This window comes from Microvirgula sp. AG722, from assembly GCF_003269145.1.
Lineage (GTDB): Bacteria > Pseudomonadota > Gammaproteobacteria > Burkholderiales > Aquaspirillaceae > Microvirgula > Microvirgula aerodenitrificans.
This window is the reverse complement of sequence record NZ_QLTJ01000010.1, coordinates 133,826-148,651: the sequence shown is the minus strand read 5'-3', so window position 1 is coordinate 148,651 and position 14,826 is coordinate 133,826. Positions and strand designations below refer to the sequence as shown.

Sequence of the window (14,826 nt, the reverse complement as noted above, 5' to 3'; positions counted from 1 at the left end):
AGACGGCTACCGGCTGAGCGAAAACGGCGACTTTGTCTACGACGAAAGCGGGGAAGCGGTCAGCGGACCGCTGACGGTGCGCTGGCAGGTGGCGGCGGGAGACGAGTGCAGCGCGGGCGGGCTGGCGCTGCTGCAGTATCCGGGCTACTGCGTGGACCGCAGCCGGCCGGCACGCGAGGCGCCGCCGCTGCCGTTTGCGCAGCAATACCGGGATGCGACATTGAAGCCGGTGCTGACCCAGCGTGGCGACGGCAACTACCGGCTGCAGCGGCCGTGCCCGTGGTATGTGGTCGGGCAGGACGAGAACGACAGTTATCAGGGGGAGAGCGAACCGGAGCCGGATCCTGAGCCCGAACCGGACAGCGACGGCCTGCAGGCGCCGGCGGGGAGTGGCGATACCCGGCCAAAGATCGGCATGCATGGCGAGCGCATTGACTGGATTGGCCCGCGCAGTCAGTTGTACCTGCCGAAGGACGGGACATACAGCTACGCACCGGAAATTCAGCTGTATATGCAATTCATCCCGTTCTGGCACTACATGATGCCCTCCCCGTACAGCAGAAAGCCACTCGCCAGCAACAGCACGGTGGGGGTCATTCTGGGCGCTCTTGGCATCGTGCTCACCCTGCTCACCGTCTGCTTTGCCGCACCATTGACGACTGGCCTGGCCCTGTGTCTCGTCGCAACGGGCACGCTGCTGGGACTGGCGGCCGGATCAACCGCCATCGCCTCTGCGCTCCTGGAAAAGTCGGACCCCGAAACCTCACGCATTCTGGGATGGGTCTCGCTGGGACTGGGTATCGGCGCCACGCTGCTTGGTCTCGGCACCCCGCGCATTCTGGCTGCCTATTCCAGCTCCAGACTCACATGGTCGGTATCGGCAAGCGGAAAGATCTACTTGCTTGGCGATATGACCGTGGACCTCACCGACCCCTTGGTCGCGGCAGTCAACGCACACGGCGCACCAGGTACGACCTTGAGTACCAGACTGATTTCGGGTGGCACACTGGGCAGGCAGTTGCAAAATATTCCGCTTTTGCCCGGGCAGAAAATACGTCTGGTGTCCTGCTACAGTGCAGTGGGCGGAAAAATGGGGGCACAGGCACAGCGCCTTGCCAACACGCTGCAACGGCAGGTGACCGGCTATCACTATCGGGTCGCCGCACAGCCCCTGGGACAGAATGTTGCTCCCGGATCCAGCCTGTCAGTCTTCCAGCCCCAGGCCGGTTTCAAGGCGCTGCGGACCACCATTGCCAACAGTTTCATCTCCAGTGCCATCCGCCCGGCCGTGTATCTGAAGCATCCTCACCTCTACTTTTCCTCGTAAGGCAATGTGACCCGCTCCATTTCCACGCGACTCTCCTGCCAGGCAGGAAGGCATTTTTATATATACATACCAGAACGTATATGAAAGAATGACAATACGGCACTTGCCCGTAATGAACTATTGGCTCGAAACAGACTCGGACAATATGAAGCCGGTGATCGCAACACTGCCAGCAGTGGCAGTGGCCAGAGAGAACAGGAGACGACACGATGAGCACGACAGACATGCTTCGCGCCACCCAGGCCGCCTCGTACATCAATACGGTGCGCAGCAATCTGGTGGCCAATCAGGACAGTGCCCGCTCGGTGGCCGAGGCACTGAACCAGGCTGAAGTGACGGGCAAGCTGCGGCAGGCTGATCGCAGCGACGCCCTGACCGGCACGATCAAGGCCGCCGCCGCCGAGCGGATTGCAGAGACGACCGCAACCAGCGTGACCATCTCGACCGCTGCGCGCCAGCTGGAGGACACGCTGACCAGCGGCCTGTACGGGGTGATGGCCTCGGCCCCGCTGCAGCCGGCTGCGCGCGCGGCCGAGCCGATCCATGCCCAGCGCATCCGGGCGGTCAGCGCCTATCAGGCGGCCAGCCGGGTCGGGGTGGAAGATGATGGCCAGCGGCCACGCGCCTGAGCGGCGTCAGTCGTCGATATCCCCATCGACATAGACCCAGCGCCCGTCGACGCGGGTGAAGCGGCTTTTTTCGCGGATCTTGCGCGCCCGCCCGCCCAGCTTGTAGCGGGCAACGTAGGTCACGGTACCTTCGCTGTCGTTTTCGCCGCCTGCCTCGGTGGACTCGATCTGCAATCCGGTCCACTTCAGCGGTTCATCGAAGTCCAGTGCATCCGGGCGGGTATCCGGGTGCCAGCTCAGCAGCAGGTACTCGGCGTGCTCCAGCACGTAGGCGGTATAGCGCGAGCGCATCAGCGCTTCGGCGGTCGGTGCGGGCAGCCGGCCGGCCAGGCGCGGCCAGCAGCATTCGACCAGTGCGGCCGGGCGGCCACACGGGCAAGGCGACTCGGGGTCGAAGCGGGGTTCAGAGCGGTGCTTGGTCATAGATCCTTATCAGGAAACGGGTAAAGGCGGCATTGGGCCGCTGCGGCAAGGGCATGGCATTCCAGTTGCGGCGGGCGCGGTCAATTTCCCTGACCAGTCGCGTGCGCAGGTCGGCCTGGGCAATCTGGCCGCGCTGCAGCAGCACGGTCTGATCGCGATAGGCCTTGAACAGCGCATCGTCGATGGCATTGTGACCCACCAGCGCCAGGCGCTTCTGGTCGAGCCGGTCAGCGGCCTGCAGCCGGGTCAGCTGGCCATTGCCGACCTGCCCGGCCAGGGCATTGGCTTCGGCCAGCAACTGGTCTTCTTCATTGTGTCCCAGCCCGCCGAAGGTCGGCAGCGACCAGCCGTCGCCACTCTTGCCGGTGGGACCGGGAGCCACGCAGGCGGTCAGCGACAGTGCCAGCAACAGCGGGGCGGCGAGGGCCGGACGGAAAACGGATCGATTCATGTGCAGTGACTCCGCAGGACAGCTTGACCGGAGTCGGCATTGTCCGGTGTGGATGCGATACTGACAACCTTGTTGCCGCCCTTCTGCCCGTCCATGTCCCGCCCGATCGACTGCCGCATCATCGAAAACGCCCTCCTCGCCCGTCTCGCCGCCCGGGTGCTGGGCGGCCGGGCGGCGGCGATGGTGATTGGCCGTCGCCTGCTGCTGTGGGGGGTGCCGGCACAGGCGTTCCTGGATGACGTGCGCTGGCGCCGGCACGAAGCCTGCCATGTGCTGCAATACCACCGCTACGGCCTGGCCGGCTTTCTGCTGCGCTATGCATGGCAGACCCTGCGCCACGGCTACCGGCACAACGCGCTGGAGGTCGAGGCGCGCGCCGCCAGCGACCAGCCCGGATTCGATGAGCGGGTGCATTTCCATCCCTGACGCGACACAGCCCGCCAGGGGGCCGGCGGGCTGTCTGCACGGAGGAGAAACGCCGGTTCAGTTCTTTTTCATCCCGGCGGACAGCTGTTCGACATTGTGGCGGAACAGGCTGGTATAGCTGCGGGCAGCGGCGTCACGCGACAGGGCGTCCGAGTACAGCTTGCCATCGACGCTGGCACCGCTTTCGCGCGCAATCTGGTCGACCAGACGCCGGTCGGAAATGTTCTCGACGAACACCGCCTTGATGCCGGAGGCCTTGATCTGGCGGATCAGCCCGGCCACCTGCTTCGCCGAGGCTTCCGATTCGGTCGACAGCCCCTGCGGCGCATGGAAGGTGATCTGGTAACGGCGTGCCAGATAGCCGAACGCATCATGGCCGGTAATGACCTTGCGCTTGGCCACCGGCAGCTGGCCGAAGGTCTGCGCGGCCCAGCGGTCGAGGTCGGCCAGTTGCTTGTCGTAGGCGGCAGCGCGCTGCGCATAGTAGTCGCGCCCTTCCGGGTCGAGCTTGCTCAGCGAGGCGGCAATATTGCGCGTCCACACCCGCACGTTCTGCGGGTTGTTCCAGACATGCGGGTCGAAGTTGCCGTGGTCGTGGCCGGCGTGATCATGATCTTTCTCTTCTTCCTCGCTCTTCAGCGGCTTGATGCCCTCACTGGCTACCAGGGTGGTGCCCTTGTAGCCGGTCGCCTTGCTCATGCGCGGCATCCAGCCCTCGAAGCCGAGCCCGTTGACGACGAACAGGCGGGCAGCCGCCAGTGTTTTCACGTCCTGCGGACGCGGCTGGAATACATGGGCGTCCTGGTCCGGACCGACCAGGGTCCTGACCTCGACCCGGTCGCCGCCGATCTGCTGCACGACGTCGCCGAGGATGCTGAAACTCGCGACCACCGGCAGTTTCTGCGCCGCGTGGGCCAGCATCGGCAGCGTCGCCAGCAGGGCGAAAATAAGCTTTTTTTGCATGATTCCGACTCCATGAGGTTGCACGGACCCGGACGCCATCCCGAAGGACGGAGTCAGGGTCGAATTAAGGCAGAAAGGGAAAGGGGGTCAGCCGCTCAGATGGCGACCGCGGATGAAGCGCGGCAGCACGCCGCCCTGCGGCGCGACAAACAGCGACAGCAGATAGATAAGCCCGGCCGACAGCACGATGGCCGGCCCGGACGGCAGGTCCAGATGATAGGACGCCAGCAGCCCGACGTAGCCGGCCAGCATGGCGACGCCGACTGCCACTGCCAGCATGCGGCCGATGGAATTGGCCCACAGCCGCGCGGTCACTGCCGGAATCATCATCAGGCCGACCGCCATCAGCGTACCCAGCGCCTGGAAGCCGGCGACCAGATTCAGCACCACCAGGACCATGAACAGCAGGTAGTACACATTGCTGCGTGCACCTACTGACTGCAGGAACATCGGATCGAAGCTGTCCAGCAGCAGCGGCCGGTAGATGACCGCCAGGCCGAACATCGACAGCGTGGCGATGGCGGTCACCAGCAGCAGCGCACCGTCGTCGACCGCCAGCACACTGCCGAACAGGATGTGGATCAGGTCGATATTGCTGCCGAAGTGCGATACCAGCAGCACGCCAAGGCCGAGCGACATCAGGTAGAACGCGGCCAGGCTCGCATCCTCCTTGATCGTGGTGTAGCGGGTCACCACGCCGGCGGCGATGACCACCAGCACGCCGGCGGCAAAGCCGCCGATCGACATCGCCGGCAGGCTCAGCCCGGCCAGGATAAAGCCCACCGCCGCCCCGGGCAGCACGGCATGGCTCATGGCATCGCCCATCAGGCTCATGCGGCGCATGACCAGGAACAGACCGATCGGGCCGCAGCCCAGCGCAAGGGCAAAGCAGCCCACCAGCGCCCGGCGCATGAAGCCGAATTCGATGAAAGGTGACAACAACAGGCCGGTGACGGTCATGCGGCCTCCTGTTCCGGCACCACGCACACCGGCGGATGAGCCTGCCAGTGGGTGGCGATATGGTTGGCACGCGCCAGATTGGCTTCGGTCAGCACGGTTTCGGTCGGACCGAAGGCGATGACTTCGCGCGCCAGCAGCAGCGTGGTGTCGAAATAGGCGCGTACCTGCTCGTAGTCGTGCAGCACGGCAATGACGGTGCGCCCTTCCGCTTCCCAGCGCCGCACAAAGGCCAGCAGGTCGAAGGTGGTCTTGGCGTCGACCGAGGCAAACGGCTCGTCGAGCAGGATCAGCGGTGCGTCCTGCATCAGGATGCGGGCGAACAGCACGCGCTGGAACTGGCCGCCGGACAGCTCGCCGATGCTGCGCCGCTCGAAGCCGTGCAGGCCGACGTCGGCCAGCGCCTGCGCCGCGCGCTGCAGGCCGGCGCGGCCGACGCCGCCAAAAGCACCGGTGGTGCACCAGGCACCGGTCAGTACGGTGTCCAGCACCGTGACCGGCAGCGTGCGGTCGATCTGCGCCGCCTGCGGCATGTAGGCGATCTGCGCACGCCGCAGTCCGTCCAGTTCGACGTGACCGGTATCGGGTTTCAGAAACCCCATCAGGGTCTTGAGGATGGTCGACTTGCCGGCGCCATTCGGGCCGAAGATCGCCGTGGCATGGTGGCTGGCGAACTCGGCCGACACGTGATGGATGGCCGGGCGGCGCCGGTAGGAGACGGTAACATTCTTGAGCGCGATGGTCATGCGGACTCCAGCGCCCAGCCGACGGCGAGCCACAGCAGGACGGCGGCGACGGCGGCCAGCGCGAGCCGGTGCCAGACCGAGGCGGCCAGCAGGCTCACGGGAAAAAGACGGGACAAGTTCATGGATTCGGATTCGTTTTCCGTAATGGCAACAGGGATCAGGCGGCGATGATGCAGGCCGCCAGCGCATCGGTCAGGGTGTCGGGCGCATCCTGCGGCGCGATCAGTTCAAAGCGGCTTTCGCGGCGCCAGGCGACGGTCTGCGCGCCCCAGACGCCCTCGACCCAGTTGAACCACGCATAGTCGCGGCCGAGGTTCATCACCGCCTTGGCGCGCACCAGGCCGGGTACCTGTCCGGTGATGCGGTCGAAGACTGCGCACAGCCGGTCGGCATCGAACACGACGTCGGCCGGCCAGGTCACGCCGCTGGTGACGAAGCCGCTGTCCGGCGTATCGCGTCTGACGCGATAGCGGCCGGCCGGCCGGGCCGGCAGATCGAGCAGCGACAGGTCGATGGCGCCATGGTCAGCCTGAGCCACGGCGGTCTTCGGCGGGAACAGATCGGCGGTCTGGGCACGGAAGCGGGTCATCACCCCGTCATCGGCCAGATCGCACTTGGTGGCGACCAGCACGTCAGCGCAGGCGACCTGGTCACCGTAGATCGGGTGGTTGCGATAGTTGAGTACAACGAACTGGCGCGGATCGACCAGGGTCAGCGTTGCCTGCACGTCCAGTGCGTCGCCCAGCGGCGCACGGCGCAGGTCGTCGACCAGATTGGATGCATGGGCCAGTCCGCTGGCCTCGATCAGCAGCCGGGCCGGCCGCCGTTCGCGGATCAGCCTGACCACGGTCGTCGTCAGCTGCGGGCCGGTCACGCAGCACAGGCAGCCGCCAGCGATTTCGCGCACGTCCATGCCGTCGCGATCGCCGAGCACGGCGCCATCGATGCCGATGTCGCCGAACTCGTTGACGATCACGCCCCAGATTTCGTCGACCGGCTTCTGTTCAAGCAGTTTCAGGATGGTGCTGGTCTTGCCGGTACCGAGAAAGCCGGTAATCAGGTTGACCGGGGTACGGGTCGGGTTCATGCGCGGCACTCCCGGCAACGACCGGACAGCATCACGTCATCGCGACGCGGGGCAAAACCGGCCTCCGAGGCCGCTGCGCGCAGTGCAACCAGCGCCGGACTGCCATCCAGCTCCGTGACGCCACCACAGGCCTCGCACACCAGCAGCAGGCTCTCGTGCGGGCAGTCGAAGTGATGGCAGACGATGTAACCGTTCAGGGCCTCGACCCGGTGCAGCAGGCCCTGGTCGACCAGAAACTCCAGCGCACGGTAGACCGTCGGCGGCGCGACCTGGCCGCGTTCGGTCTGCAGGTCCGCCAGCAGATCGTAGGCCTTGACCACGCCTTCGCGTGCCAGCGCCAGTTCCAGCACGCGGCGCCGGGTATCGGTCAGGCGGGCACCGTGGGCGACGCAATGGCGGTCGGCAGCCAGCAGAAAATCGGGATGCGGCACGACAACTCCAGCAGCAGGGAAAGTGAAAACCGGACGAATGTTACTTTATAACATCACCATCGGCAATCCCGGGGCTGTGGTAGGGTTTCATTTTTCATGGCATCCCGGAGTTCTCCATGACCGACTTGCAGATTCACCGCCCGGGTGACGACTCGCTGCGCACGCTGACCCTGGTCGTCTACGGCCTGTACGGGTTGTCGCTGTTTATCGGCGTCACCGCCATCGTTGCCATCGTCGTCAATTACATCAAGCGCGAGGATGTCGCCGGCACCCTGTACGAGAGCCACTTCCGCTGGCAGATGCGCACATTCTGGTTTTCCGTACTGTGGGGCGTGCTGGCCGGGCTGACTTTCTGGTTCGGCCTTGGCCTGGTCATCGGCGGCGTGGCCTGGATCTGGTACATCTACCGGGTGGTCAAGGGCTTCCTGTTCCTGAACGACAACAAGCCGATGCCGTACTGAGCCGCTCCCGCCCCATGCGGAATGCGCGTGACCGCGCTCATTCCCATGGCGGGCGCATGGATTTAAGTCAGCGTTAACTCCCCGCCCGCTAAATAGCCCGAATACATTTTTTTCCACGCTTCCAGGAGCTCCTCACATGAACAAGCCGCTTACGCTTGCCGCCATTCTGCTGGCTGGCCTCAGCCTGACCGCCCACGCTGCCACCGCCGCCCCCGCCAAGGACCCGATCCAGGCGCGCAAGCACGTGTTCAAGGAATACAAGAAGTCGTTCGGCGCCATGGGCGACATGGTCAAGGGCAAGACCGCCTGGAACAAGGACGAGTTCGCCAAGTACGCCGCCAATATGGAAACCCTGTCGAGCCAGCCGTGGCAGTACTTCCCGGCCGGCAGCGACAAGGGCAAGACCGAAGCCCGTGCGGAAATCTGGACCAAGCCGGCCGAGTTCAAGAAGCAGGCCGACAGCCATCAGGCCAAGATTGCCGAACTGGCCAAGGTTGCCGCCACCGCCACCACGCTGGCCGACGTGAAGCCGGCCTTCGGCGCGGCAGGCCAGACCTGTAAGGCTTGCCACGACCAGTTCAAGAAGGACTGAGTCTCCGCCCTGCTCTCGACAGCGTCGGCACCGGCGCCTCTGCAACTGCCGGCACCCACCTTGATGAGCAGTCTGATGCCGCCCTACGGGGCGGCATTTCGCTTCCGGGCTCATGGCAGATGAAAAAAGCCGCGACCCGGTCCATAATCCGCCGTCGTTTTGATTCCGCCCTGCGCCGAAGAACTCATGAAGCCGTCCCTGTCTGTCTGCCTTGCCGCCCTTGTCGCCCTGAGCGCCTGTTCCAGTGAAAAACCGCAGGACCCCGAAACCCGCGACCGGGTACAGGCGTTCAAGTCGGTATTGAACACCTTCGAGCCGCTGGGGCTGATGGTCCGCGAGAAGCAGCCGTTCGATCCGATCCGCTTCGCCGAGCTGGCCGCGCAGCTGAAGGACGAATCACGCAAGCCTTTCGCCCACTTCTCCACCACCCCGACCGGCAGCAGCAAGGCCCGTCCGGAAATCTGGAGCGAGCCGGCCCGTTTCGCCAAAGCCCGCGACACCTTCTACCAGCACGCCGACCAGCTGGCGGCAGTGACCGCCGGCAAGCCGGCACTGAAGCTTGCCGATGTCAGCCCGGCCTATGGCCAGCTGGCGCAAAGCTGCAAGAGCTGCCATGACGCTTTCCGCCGTACCGTGACCGAGTGATCGTCGTGCGCCACCGCGCACGACAACATCCTTTTCACACTCCTGCTTGGCAAGTCACCGCCATGCCATCACCATAGCCCCTCACGACACGACAGCGCCTGCCATGACCCCTCCCCTGAAGCTGGAACTGATTTCCCGTCTGCCGGCAGCCGCCGACACGCGACCGCCGCTGCTGTTCGTTCACGGCGCCTACTCCAGCGCCTGGGTCTGGGACGAGTTCTGGCTGCCCTGGTTTGCCGCCAACGGCTGGAGCGCGCACGCGCTGAGCCTGGAAGGACATGGCGACAGCGATGGTCACAGCTGGCTCGCCGCCATCGGCATCGACGACTACGTGCGCAATGTGGCGCAGATCGCCGCCACGCTGCCGGCACCACCGGTGCTGATCGGCCATTCGATGGGCGGGTATGTGATCCAGCGCTATCTGGAACAGGGCCATCCGGCGGCCGGTGTGGCCATGCTGGCATCGGTACCGCCGACCGGCATGACCCATGCCTCGCTGGCCATGCTGTGGCACACCCCCGACCTGCTGGCTGCCGTGCAGTTGTTCCAGAGCGGCCCCGATTATCATCCGAGCCTCGGCAAGGCAAAGGAATTGCTGTTCAGTGCCGATATGCCGGATGAGCGGCTCGCACAGTGGCTGGGACGCTTCCAGCCGGAATCGATGCGCGCCGTATTCGACATGATGCTTGTCGGCATCCTGTCACTGCCGCCGATGCATGACCGCCTGCCGGCGCTGGTGATGGGCGGTGCCGACGACCGCATTATCGGCAGCACCGACCTGCTGGCAACCGCCACCCACTTCGGGGTGGCGGCGGAAATCCTGCCCGGCACCGGCCATATGCTGATGCTGGATACGCGGGAACGCGCAGCGGCCCAGCGCCTGCTGGAGTGGCTGCACACCCGATTCGGTTGAGACCGGCGCCGGCAGCGGGCGCAAATGCGGCAGCGCAGCACGGACGATGCTTGGGTCGCGCTCCCGCTTCAAGTAAAATCGCCATGCGCAACTTTTTGATCGAGCGCAAAAAATAAGAGGGCTTGCCAGTCCGCCTGGCCACATCATGATCTGCAATCCGTACGAAATCGTCATCCAGGGCATTACCAACGAGGGCAGGACTTTCCGTCCCAGCGACTGGGCCGAGCGTCTGTCCGGCATTCTGGCCTCGTTCGAATCCGACCAGAAAAAACTCGAATACCATGCTTACGTCCGGCCGCTGCTGCTGGAAAACGTCCGCTGCGTCGCCGTGGACAAGAAGCTGGAGAAAATCGACCCGCGCGTGTTCCAGTTTCTGATGTCGTTCGCCCGCGACAACGATCTGCGGGTGATCGACTGCCGCCAGTTGATCGACGAGGTGTACCCGAGCCGCTTCCTGGCCTGACCCGACTGCGGCGAAAAAACAACACCAGCCGGGCTTTGCCCGGTTTTTTGTTGTTTTATCCGTCGCGCTGCCGGCACCAGGGCTGCGCTCAGGGCGGCATGAAAGCCATGCATGCCGCCCTGCAGAATTTACGCCATCAGCATCCCGCCTTCATGTTGCGCTGCAAGAAAGCAACATAAAACAAACCCATCCTAATTTTCTGTTGTTTTATGACAACATAAATCCCCTGAAACACGCTGCATGCAACAGTTTTGTCATCCGAATGCCATACCCCCACGGTATAGTCACCGGCACGTCGTCAACGAACGATGGACAAGATTCAAGACCCCAGTGGAGTGATGCTTTGATGAACAAGAAACTGATTGCCGCCGCCCTCGCCGGCGCATTTGCTGCCCCGGTCGCCATGGCCGATACGACTATCTACGGCTTCATCAGCGCGGGCGTGGAATACGTTCAGGCTACCGGTGCCAAGAACAACACGACCGGCGCGACCCTGCCGGATGCCCAGCAGTACAAGGGCCGCATTCGCATCCAGAACGAAAACTCCCGCATCGGCTTCAAGGGCGGCGAAGATCTGGGCAACGGTCTCAAGGCGGTATGGCAGGTTGAACAAGGCCTGTCGGTTGATGGTGACACCACCTCGAACTGGGCAACCCGCAACTCGTTCGTTGGCCTGCAAGGTGGCTTCGGCGAAGTACGCCTCGGCCGTCATGATGATGCATACAAGGTTATCGGCGACAGCGTTGGCCTGAACATCATGACCAACACCTCGGCCGACAACGCCTGGAGCAAGGACACCACCTTCGGCCGCGCCGGTGCGCGTCGCGCCAATACCGCCTTGTATCTGTCGCCGGTATTCAGCGGCGTCCAGTTTGCAGCCAGCTACTCGGCAGACGAAGACCGCACCTACGTGGGTGAAGATCGCACGGATGCCAGCGTGTACGGCGCCGCCGTCAAGTACTCGGCAAACGGCCTGACCGCTTCGCTGGGTTACAACCACGCCACCGACCGCAGCAACTTCACCAACTCGCTGACGCCGACGATCATTGTCGACAACAAGCTCGACGGCTACCTGGCCGCGGTCAGCTACAAGTTTGGCAATGCCATGCTCGGCGCCGGCTACGAATATGTCGACTACGATACCTACAATCAGGACAGCTGGACCCTGGTCGGTGGCTACCAGTTCGGCGCCTTTGGCCTGAAGGCTTCGTACACGATGGTCGGCAAGGCTGACGGCAAGACCAACGGTGGCGACTACAAGGCCAACCAGTGGGTGCTGGGTGCAACCTACGACCTGTCCAAGCGTACGCAGATCCTTGCCTACGCCACCCAGATCGACAACAAGAAGGCTGCCACTGCCAACTTCGGCGTGAACAACCCGACGATCGCTGCCGGTGCCGACCCGCAAGCCTACGGCCTGGCACTGAAGCACTCGTTCTGACCGGACTTTCCGGCCGGTAACGCAAACGGGCAGCTTTCGCTGCCCGTTTTTCATTGCCGCTGTCGCGTCTCGTTCAGAACACCGGACGCGGCGGCGTGCCGGCCGAGACCGTCAGCACCTCATGGCCGTCTTCAGTCACCAGGATCGTGTGTTCCCACTGCGCCGAAAGGCTGCGATCCTTGGTCTCCACGGTCCAGCCGTCCGGCTTGATGCGGATATGGCGCTTGCCGGCGTTCAGCATCGGTTCGATGGTGAAGATCATGCCGGGCAGGATTTCCACGCCGGTACCGGGCTGACCATAATGCAGCACCTGCGGGTCTTCGTGAAACTTCTCGCCGACGCCATGGCCGCAGAACTCCTGGACGATGGTGTAGCCGGCGTTCTCGGCATGACGCTGGATCACATGGCCGATATCGCCAAGGTGAATGCCCGGGCGGACGATGTCGATGCCCTTCCACATGCATTCATAGGTAATGTCGCTGAGCCGTTTCGCCTGCGGCGTGACCTTGTTGCCGATCAGGAACATGCGGCTGGTATCGCCATGCCAGCCATCCTTGATCACGGTGATGTCGATATTCATCACGTCGCCGTTCTTCAGCACCCTGTCTCCGGGGATGCCGTGGCAGATCACCTGGTTGACCGACGTGCAGATCGACTTCGGATACGGCGTGCCGCCGTCCGGCGCGTAGTTCAGCGGCGCCGGAATCGTGCCCTGCACCTGGGTCATGTACTCGTGGCACAGGCGGTCGAGTTCGCCGGTGGTGACACCGGGCTGGACGAACGGGGTGATGTAGTCGAGAACTTCGGACGCGAGTCTGCAGGCGACGCGCATCTTGGCGATGTCGTCGCCCTGCTTGATGACAATGCTCATGGCGGAAAACTTGTTCTGTGTCAAACCATGAATGGTATCACGTCCGGCGGCGGTCGGCCGCCGCTCACCCTTCCAGCACGACAAAGGCCGAGCACAGGCTGCGTTCGTCGCTGATCGACAGATGGGTACGGCGGATGCCGCGCGCGGTCAGCCACGCGGCCAGTACCGGCTCGAATGCCAGTTCCGGCTTGCCAAGCGCATCGTGACCGATGCGGATGGCGGTCAGCAGAACCGGCGCACGCACGCCGGTGCCGACGGCTTTGGCAAACGCTTCCTTGGCGGCGAAGCGTTTGGCCAGAAAGCGCGCCGGCAGCGCCGCACGCGCCCATTCGTCGCGTTCCTCCGGTGCGAGGATGCGCTGGCCCGCGCGCGCGCCATGCCGCGCCAGCAGCGCGTCGAAACGGACAATCTCGACCAGGTCGGTCCCGATGCCGACAATCATCGCGCGTCGTGCCGGCCTTCGAGCATCAGCGTCTTCATCTCGCGCACTGCCGGCGCCAGCCCGGTCATCAGCGCCTGGGCGATGATGGCATGGCCGATATTGAGTTCGCGGATTTCGCGGATGGCCGCGATCGGTTTGACGTTGTGGTAGTTCAGCCCGTGGCCGGCGTTGACCACCAGACCCAGCTCGTCGCCATACAGCGCGGCATGACGGATGCGGACCAGTTCGGCCTGATGGACCGCCTCGCCCTCGGCATCGGCGTAGCGGCCGGTATGCAGCTCGATCACCGTGGCGCCGGTTTCCTGTGCGGCCTTGATCTGTTCGTCGTCGGGATCGATAAACAGCGACACGCGGGTGCCGTTGGCCTGCAGCTGGCGGGTGTAGTGGCGGATGGTCTCGAAGTAGCGGATCACGTCCAGCCCGCCCTCGGTGGTCAGTTCCTCGCGCTTTTCCGGCACCAGACAGACGTCCTGCGGGGCGACCCGCAGTGCGTTGTCGAGCATTTCGTCGGTCAGCGCCATTTCGAGATTCATGCGCGTCTTGATCGAGGCGCGGATCACGGCCAGATCGGCATCGCGGATATGGCGGCGGTCTTCGCGCAGATGCAGGGTGATCAGGTCGGCGCCGGCCGTCTCGGCGACCAGGGCCGCCTCGACCGGACTCGGATAGCGGGTACCGCGGGCGTTGCGAAGCGTGGCGACGTGGTCGATGTTGACACCGAGGAGAAGCATGTTGCGGTCCCGGACAGGATTGGATGACGGCCCCGATTGTACCGAAGCCGGGCGACGTTTTCGATCCACCCGCCGGCTCAGTCGCCGAGCGCGGTGACTTCGTTCAGCAGCAGCCGGGTGGCCAGTTCGGTCTCGCCGAGGATATGGCCCAGCAAATGCCGGTTCAGCTGCCGCGCTTCGCGCAGCACGCGCGGATCGGAGAAGGTTTCCACCGCCAGCGCCAGCAGCGTCGCGCCGCTGATGCGACAACCGGCGTCGCCATCCAGACAGGCGCCCTCGCCGGCCACGAAGCCGTATTCGGCCTCCGGGTCCAGCGGCTGGCCGTCGCGGTCGGCATCCAGCTGCGGCGCATAGCCGAGCGCGGCGATCAGCCGCAGCTCGAAGCGGCGCAGCGCCGGCGCCAGCCGGGCATCGGCAGCGGCCAGTTCGCGTACCGTCGCCGCATAGTCGGCATACACCGTTTCATGCGGGTCCTCGCGCGCCAGCAGCTTCAGCAACAGCTCGTTCAGGTAGAAACCGGCCATCAGCCGGCCGCCCGCCAGTTGCGGCAGCCCGCCCAGCCAGTCGGCGTCGGCCAGGGTCTTGACCTCGCCCTTGCCGAACCAGCCGATTTCCAGCGGTGCAAACGGCAGCAGCACGCCACGGATTGCCGCCCGCGGGCGGCGGGCGCCGCGTGCCACCAGCCCGAGCCGGCCGTAGTCGCGCGTCAGCACTTCGACCAGCAGGCTGGTTTCCTTGTACGGCATGGCATGCAGTACATAGGCCGGCTGGCGGGTGACTTTTCCCGGGCTGGACATGGTGTCAGCCACTGACGAAACGGCGGGGCA

General features: G+C 64.5%; 20 protein-coding genes and 1 pseudogene. 9 read left to right on the top strand and 12 right to left on the bottom strand.

Annotated features, from left to right (window positions below; genetic code table 11):
* The coding region (locus DFO50_RS19210) for a hypothetical protein (RefSeq protein ID WP_158537462.1) at positions 1–1,327 on the top strand (1,327 nt) is incomplete at its 5' end.
* 209 nt (positions 1,328–1,536) lie between these two features.
* Positions 1,537–1,956 (top strand): hypothetical protein, encoded by a 420-nt coding sequence (locus DFO50_RS13395; RefSeq protein WP_112692702.1) that lies wholly within the window; start codon positions 1,537–1,539, stop codon positions 1,954–1,956.
* Positions 1,957–1,962: 6 nt separating this feature from the next.
* Here the strand turns inward: DFO50_RS13395 and DFO50_RS13390 are convergent, their stop codons facing one another.
* The gene (locus tag DFO50_RS13390) at positions 1,963–2,379 is read right to left on the bottom strand and encodes a YchJ family protein (protein WP_028499323.1); all 417 of its coding nucleotides are present in this window, start codon (positions 2,377–2,379) and stop codon (positions 1,963–1,965) included.
* A complete protein-coding gene (locus DFO50_RS13385; protein ID WP_051528869.1) occupies positions 2,360–2,830 on the bottom strand; it encodes a hypothetical protein in 471 nt (156 codons plus the stop codon). The genes DFO50_RS13390 and DFO50_RS13385 overlap by 20 nt, the downstream gene beginning before the upstream one ends.
* A gap of 93 nt (positions 2,831–2,923) precedes the next feature.
* Between DFO50_RS13385 and DFO50_RS13380 the strand changes: the two genes are divergently transcribed.
* Positions 2,924–3,256 (top strand): hypothetical protein, encoded by a 333-nt coding sequence (locus DFO50_RS13380; protein ID WP_051528870.1) that lies wholly within the window; start codon positions 2,924–2,926, stop codon positions 3,254–3,256.
* 57 nt (positions 3,257–3,313) lie between these two features.
* Here the strand turns inward: DFO50_RS13380 and DFO50_RS13375 are convergent, their stop codons facing one another.
* The 6 genes from DFO50_RS13375 to DFO50_RS13355 form a co-directional block, all read right to left on the bottom strand.
* Positions 3,314–4,219, bottom strand: a complete 906-nt coding sequence (locus DFO50_RS13375; protein WP_028499324.1) for a metal ABC transporter substrate-binding protein — start codon at positions 4,217–4,219, stop codon at positions 3,314–3,316.
* 87 nt (positions 4,220–4,306) lie between these two features.
* Positions 4,307–5,179: a metal ABC transporter permease gene (locus DFO50_RS13370; RefSeq protein ID WP_028499325.1), complete on the bottom strand. Its 873-nt coding sequence runs from the start codon at positions 5,177–5,179 to the stop codon at positions 4,307–4,309.
* A complete protein-coding gene (locus tag DFO50_RS13365; protein WP_028499326.1) occupies positions 5,176–5,922 on the bottom strand; it encodes a metal ABC transporter ATP-binding protein in 747 nt (248 codons plus the stop codon). The genes DFO50_RS13370 and DFO50_RS13365 overlap by 4 nt, the downstream gene beginning before the upstream one ends.
* Complete coding sequence (locus DFO50_RS19815) at positions 5,919–6,044, bottom strand: hypothetical protein (protein WP_255420231.1); 126 nt, start codon at positions 6,042–6,044, stop codon at positions 5,919–5,921. The genes DFO50_RS13365 and DFO50_RS19815 overlap by 4 nt, the downstream gene beginning before the upstream one ends.
* Before the next feature lie 35 nt (positions 6,045–6,079).
* Positions 6,080–7,009 carry a GTP-binding protein gene (locus tag DFO50_RS13360; protein WP_112692701.1) on the bottom strand — a complete coding sequence of 310 codons (930 nt, stop codon included), beginning with the start codon at positions 7,007–7,009 and terminating at the stop codon, positions 6,080–6,082.
* Positions 7,006–7,440: a transcriptional repressor gene (locus DFO50_RS13355; protein ID WP_028499328.1), complete on the bottom strand. Its 435-nt coding sequence runs from the start codon at positions 7,438–7,440 to the stop codon at positions 7,006–7,008. The genes DFO50_RS13360 and DFO50_RS13355 overlap by 4 nt, the downstream gene beginning before the upstream one ends.
* A gap of 116 nt (positions 7,441–7,556) precedes the next feature.
* On the opposite strand from DFO50_RS13355, the gene DFO50_RS13350 reads away from it, so the two are divergent.
* The 6 genes and pseudogenes from DFO50_RS13350 (at position 7,557) to DFO50_RS13325 (ending at position 11,955) form a co-directional block, all read left to right on the top strand.
* Entirely contained in the window at positions 7,557–7,901 is a 345-nt protein-coding gene (locus tag DFO50_RS13350; RefSeq protein WP_051528871.1) for a hypothetical protein, read from the top strand.
* Positions 7,902–8,037: 136 nt separating this feature from the next.
* Complete coding sequence (locus DFO50_RS13345) at positions 8,038–8,493, top strand: cytochrome c (RefSeq protein WP_028499330.1); 456 nt, start codon at positions 8,038–8,040, stop codon at positions 8,491–8,493.
* A 186-nt stretch (positions 8,494–8,679) separates the two neighbouring features.
* A complete protein-coding gene (locus tag DFO50_RS13340; protein WP_112692700.1) occupies positions 8,680–9,138 on the top strand; it encodes a cytochrome c in 459 nt (152 codons plus the stop codon).
* Positions 9,139–9,241: 103 nt separating this feature from the next.
* Positions 9,242–10,051, top strand: coding sequence for an alpha/beta hydrolase (locus tag DFO50_RS13335; protein ID WP_107889951.1), 810 nt, complete (start codon positions 9,242–9,244; stop codon positions 10,049–10,051).
* 142 nt (positions 10,052–10,193) lie between these two features.
* Positions 10,194–10,487, top strand: a pseudogene (locus DFO50_RS13330) (DUF3579 domain-containing protein); the annotation flags it as partial.
* A 373-nt stretch (positions 10,488–10,860) separates the two neighbouring features.
* Complete coding sequence (locus tag DFO50_RS13325; RefSeq protein ID WP_028499333.1) at positions 10,861–11,955, top strand: porin; 1,095 nt, start codon at positions 10,861–10,863, stop codon at positions 11,953–11,955.
* Between the two features lie 73 nt (positions 11,956–12,028).
* Here DFO50_RS13325 and map read toward each other — a convergent pair whose 3' ends face one another.
* The 4 genes from map to recO all read right to left on the bottom strand — a co-directional run bounded on the left by map (position 12,029) and on the right by recO (position 14,796).
* Positions 12,029–12,949: a type I methionyl aminopeptidase gene (gene map, locus DFO50_RS13320; protein WP_373280116.1), complete on the bottom strand. Its 921-nt coding sequence runs from the start codon at positions 12,947–12,949 to the stop codon at positions 12,029–12,031.
* Entirely contained in the window at positions 12,891–13,268 is a 378-nt protein-coding gene (acpS, locus tag DFO50_RS13315) for a holo-ACP synthase (protein ID WP_028499335.1), read from the bottom strand. The genes map and acpS overlap by 59 nt, the downstream gene beginning before the upstream one ends.
* Positions 13,265–13,999 (bottom strand): pyridoxine 5'-phosphate synthase, encoded by a 735-nt coding sequence (gene pdxJ / locus DFO50_RS13310; protein WP_028499336.1) that lies wholly within the window; start codon positions 13,997–13,999, stop codon positions 13,265–13,267. Before pdxJ ends, acpS begins: the two co-directional genes overlap by 4 nt.
* Before the next feature lie 77 nt (positions 14,000–14,076).
* On the bottom strand, positions 14,077–14,796 hold the full coding sequence (gene recO / locus DFO50_RS13305; RefSeq protein WP_028499337.1) for a DNA repair protein RecO: 720 nt from the start codon (positions 14,794–14,796) through the stop codon (positions 14,077–14,079).
* Positions 14,797–14,826: the final 30 nt, after the last annotated feature.

Bases quoted from the DNA above. Each gene is read 5' to 3' on its own strand.
- DFO50_RS13365 (WP_028499326.1), bottom strand. From the start codon at position 5,922: ATGACCATCGCGCTCAAGAATGTTACCGTCTCCTACCGGCGCCGCCCG.
- DFO50_RS19815 (WP_255420231.1), bottom strand. From the start codon at position 6,044: ATGAACTTGTCCCGTCTTTTTCCCGTGAGCCTGCTGGCCGCCTCGGTC.
- DFO50_RS13360 (WP_112692701.1), bottom strand. From the start codon at position 7,009: ATGAACCCGACCCGTACCCCGGTCAACCTGATTACCGGCTTTCTCGGT.
- DFO50_RS13335 (WP_107889951.1), top strand. From the start codon at position 9,242: ATGACCCCTCCCCTGAAGCTGGAACTGATTTCCCGTCTGCCGGCAGCC.
- DFO50_RS13345 (WP_028499330.1), top strand. From the start codon at position 8,038: ATGAACAAGCCGCTTACGCTTGCCGCCATTCTGCTGGCTGGCCTCAGC.
- recO (WP_028499337.1), bottom strand. From the start codon at position 14,796: ATGTCCAGCCCGGGAAAAGTCACCCGCCAGCCGGCCTATGTACTGCAT.
- DFO50_RS13370 (WP_028499325.1), bottom strand. From the start codon at position 5,179: ATGACCGTCACCGGCCTGTTGTTGTCACCTTTCATCGAATTCGGCTTC.
- DFO50_RS13325 (WP_028499333.1), top strand. From the start codon at position 10,861: ATGAACAAGAAACTGATTGCCGCCGCCCTCGCCGGCGCATTTGCTGCC.
- DFO50_RS13340 (WP_112692700.1), top strand. From the start codon at position 8,680: ATGAAGCCGTCCCTGTCTGTCTGCCTTGCCGCCCTTGTCGCCCTGAGC.
- DFO50_RS13390 (WP_028499323.1), bottom strand. From the start codon at position 2,379: ATGACCAAGCACCGCTCTGAACCCCGCTTCGACCCCGAGTCGCCTTGC.
- DFO50_RS13385 (WP_051528869.1), bottom strand. From the start codon at position 2,830: ATGAATCGATCCGTTTTCCGTCCGGCCCTCGCCGCCCCGCTGTTGCTG.
- DFO50_RS13350 (WP_051528871.1), top strand. From the start codon at position 7,557: ATGACCGACTTGCAGATTCACCGCCCGGGTGACGACTCGCTGCGCACG.
- DFO50_RS13395 (WP_112692702.1), top strand. From the start codon at position 1,537: ATGAGCACGACAGACATGCTTCGCGCCACCCAGGCCGCCTCGTACATC.
- pdxJ (WP_028499336.1), bottom strand. From the start codon at position 13,999: ATGCTTCTCCTCGGTGTCAACATCGACCACGTCGCCACGCTTCGCAAC.
- acpS (WP_028499335.1), bottom strand. From the start codon at position 13,268: ATGATTGTCGGCATCGGGACCGACCTGGTCGAGATTGTCCGTTTCGAC.
- DFO50_RS13375 (WP_028499324.1), bottom strand. From the start codon at position 4,219: ATGCAAAAAAAGCTTATTTTCGCCCTGCTGGCGACGCTGCCGATGCTG.
- DFO50_RS13380 (WP_051528870.1), top strand. From the start codon at position 2,924: ATGTCCCGCCCGATCGACTGCCGCATCATCGAAAACGCCCTCCTCGCC.